Source organism: Shewanella sp. 11B5, assembly GCF_002836795.1.
Classification (GTDB): domain Bacteria; phylum Pseudomonadota; class Gammaproteobacteria; order Enterobacterales; family Shewanellaceae; genus Shewanella; species Shewanella frigidimarina.
In genome coordinates this window covers 1-2,791 of record NZ_PJAP01000988.1, presented here as the reverse complement: position 1 = coordinate 2,791, position 2,791 = coordinate 1, and the positions used below count along the sequence as shown (strand labels likewise).

Here is a 2,791-nt window from a genome sequence, read left to right as displayed (position 1 = left end):
AAGTTAACGATAAGGTATTACAAATAATATACTCAATTGTGAACTCACTGTCTTATTTAAATCAATCCATCGGCTTCCCGCCGCCAGAGCAAGCTCTTACCGATCCGAATGGTTTATTAGCCATCGGAGGAGACCTACGTCCAGATCGCCTAGCACAAGCCTATTACCAAGGTATTTTTCCTTGGTTTAACGCTAATGACCCCATTTTATGGTGGTCACCCGATCCTCGAGCGGTGTTCACACCGAGCCATCCTTTTGGCAGTAAAAGCTTAATAAAATTTCTTAAAAAGTCTGCATGGCGTTTTACCATTAATCAGGCATTTTTAGATGTTGTTGCCGGTTGTGCTGGGCCCCGTAACAGCCAAGATGGCACTTGGATTTCGGCCGAAATACAAATGGCCTACTATGAACTGCATCTTCAAGGGCATGCTCATTCTATTGAAGTATGGGATGGCGAACAGCTAGTGGGTGGATTGTATGGTATTCCGGTTGGCGGTATTTTTTGCGGTGAATCGATGTTTCACCGTCAAACAAATGCATCAAAAGCAGCCTTTGCTATACTGAATCAACACTTGGTGAAACACGATTTTCAATTGATTGATGCGCAAGTAATGAATCCTCATTTAGTGAGCCTTGGGGCTAAAGCCTTACCTAGAAGCGAGTTTTTAACGATACTTCATCAGTACAGAGATCGTGCAACTTCAGCGTCAATGTGGAACAAACAAGAGGTGTTTATTGAATTCTAAATCTGTCAGCGTAGGAATAAGCCAGCCTTTTGATTGCAATTATATTGAAGGTAATAAAGAGCAATTGCTGGTGATCCAAGAACCGCAAATAGACGCGGCGCTGTTTGAACAACTTCTAACGATGGGGTTTCGTCGTAACGGCAATGCTATTTACAAACCTCGTTGTCCGAGCTGCCAAGCTTGTCAGTCTATTAGATTGAATGTTAATGATTTTATATTATCAAAACGACAAAAACGAACCTTAAAAAACAATCAAGATTTGCATTGGAAAGTCACTCATACCTCACGGCCTGAGCACTATGATTTGTATCAACGTTATATCAATGAACGTCACAATGATGGGCCAATGTTTCCTGCATCGCCAACCCAATATGATGATTTTTTATTATCGGATTGGTTACCGCCCATGTTTATTGAGGTGTTTGATCAAGACCGATTAATTGGGGTTGCCGTAACCGATGAAATGATGAGCAGCTTCTCGGCAATTTACAGTTATTTTGATCCTGATTATGCCGACCGTTCATTAGGTTCGCTGATGATTTTAATCCAATGCCAATTAGCAAAATCATTGGGTAAACGTTTTTTATATTTGGGCTATCAAATTGATCAAAATCGGAAAATGAACTACAAACGCCAATATCGCCCATATCAAATTTTAACAGCACTCGGTTGGCAAGTTGGTGAAAATCTTACAGCTCTTTCTCGTTAACGCCCTTTACAGTTCAGTGTTTTTGGGGCATGATACGCCCGATTTTTTCATATTTGAAGGCTAATGGGATAACTAATTAATGGCGAAAGAAGACAACATTGAAATGCAGGGCACTATCCTTGAGACCTTGCCAAATACAATGTTCCGCGTAGAGCTTGAAAATGGACATGTGGTGATAGCCCACATCTCTGGCAAAATGCGCAAAAACTACATCCGTATTTTAACGGGTGACAAAGTCACTGTACAGTTGACTCCTTATGACCTATCAAAAGGTCGTATCGTCTTCCGCGCACGTTAATCGCTAGCCTCAACAATGTAAAAACCGACTGCCTGTCGGTTTTTTTGTTGTTATACCAAACTGCATAAATAAAGTGTATTCAACGTAAAGCAACACGCATCAAACAAGACGAATGTTCAACGTAATGGGTATCCCTTTATCAGAGCATTCAACCAAGCATCGCGATGGTTGTAATCCGTTTTGCAGAAGCACCTCATACGATCCACTACTATGTTTATTGATTTAAAAAGGGAATACCCATTTTGCTATCAATACCCATTGAATTGAACAGTAAGAAATGCTTTGAGTTGAAGGCTTATTTATAATTAATGGTATTGGGCGCAATTAACAAACATAAAAAAAGATGACCCATGGGTCATCTTTTTTTATGTTATATTTTCAAGCATATGGATTGATTATTACGAGACTTTTTCTAACGACTCGCAATCAATATTGATCTCACCTTCTTTAACGTCAATATGCGCAATACCACCTCGTTCAAGCACACCAAACAGAATCTCATCTGCTAACGGACGTTTAATCAATTCCGTGACAACACGTGACATTGGGCGCGCGCCCATCGATTTGTCATAACCTTTCTCTGCAAGCAAGGTTCGTGCTTCATCACTGACATCCAGCGTGACATGTTTATCATCAAGTTGTGCCTGTAATTCAACTAAGAACTTATCAACCACTTTGGCGATAACGGTCATATCCAGATGATTAAACCATACGATCGAATCCAATCGATTGCGGAACTCAGGTGAAAAGACTTTATTAATTTCAGCTAAGGCATCTTGAGTGTGATCTTGCTGTCTAAAACCAATCGATTTACGGATTGTTTCTTGTACGCCAGCGTTGGTTGTCATCACCAAGGTTACATTTCTAAAATCAGCTTTTCGGCCGTTATTGTCGGTCAATGTACCGTGATCCATAACTTGCAATAGCAAGTTGAATACATCTGGGTGCGCCTTTTCAATTTCATCAAGTAGCACCACACAATGTGGGTTTTTAATCACGGCATCGGTAAGCAAACCACCTTGGTCATAACCCACATAA

4 protein-coding genes are annotated in these 2,791 nt (G+C 40.5%); 3 read left to right on the top strand and 1 reads right to left on the bottom strand.

Features of this window, described 5'->3' with window-relative positions:
- Positions 1 to 38 precede the first annotated feature (38 nt).
- The 3 genes from aat (at position 39) to infA (ending at position 1,753) form a co-directional block, all read left to right on the top strand.
- Entirely contained in the window at positions 39 to 746 is a 708-nt protein-coding gene (gene aat / locus CXF78_RS19280; RefSeq protein WP_102037667.1) for a leucyl/phenylalanyl-tRNA--protein transferase, read from the top strand.
- Complete coding sequence (locus tag CXF78_RS19275; protein ID WP_011637708.1) at positions 736 to 1,455, top strand: arginyltransferase; 720 nt, start codon at positions 736 to 738, stop codon at positions 1,453 to 1,455. Before aat ends, CXF78_RS19275 begins: the two co-directional genes overlap by 11 nt.
- Before the next feature lie 79 nt (positions 1,456 to 1,534).
- Positions 1,535 to 1,753 (top strand): translation initiation factor IF-1, encoded by a 219-nt coding sequence (gene infA, locus CXF78_RS19270; RefSeq protein ID WP_011496276.1) that lies wholly within the window; start codon positions 1,535 to 1,537, stop codon positions 1,751 to 1,753.
- A 398-nt stretch (positions 1,754 to 2,151) separates the two neighbouring features.
- On the opposite strand, the gene CXF78_RS19265 is transcribed toward infA, so the two are convergent.
- The coding region (locus CXF78_RS19265) for an AAA family ATPase (protein WP_180957221.1) at positions 2,152 to 2,791 on the bottom strand (640 nt) is incomplete at its 5' end.

Excerpts from the sequence above, each read along its gene's own strand:
- infA (WP_011496276.1), top strand. The coding sequence starts at position 1,535 with ATGGCGAAAGAAGACAACATTGAAATGCAGGGCACTATCCTTGAGACC.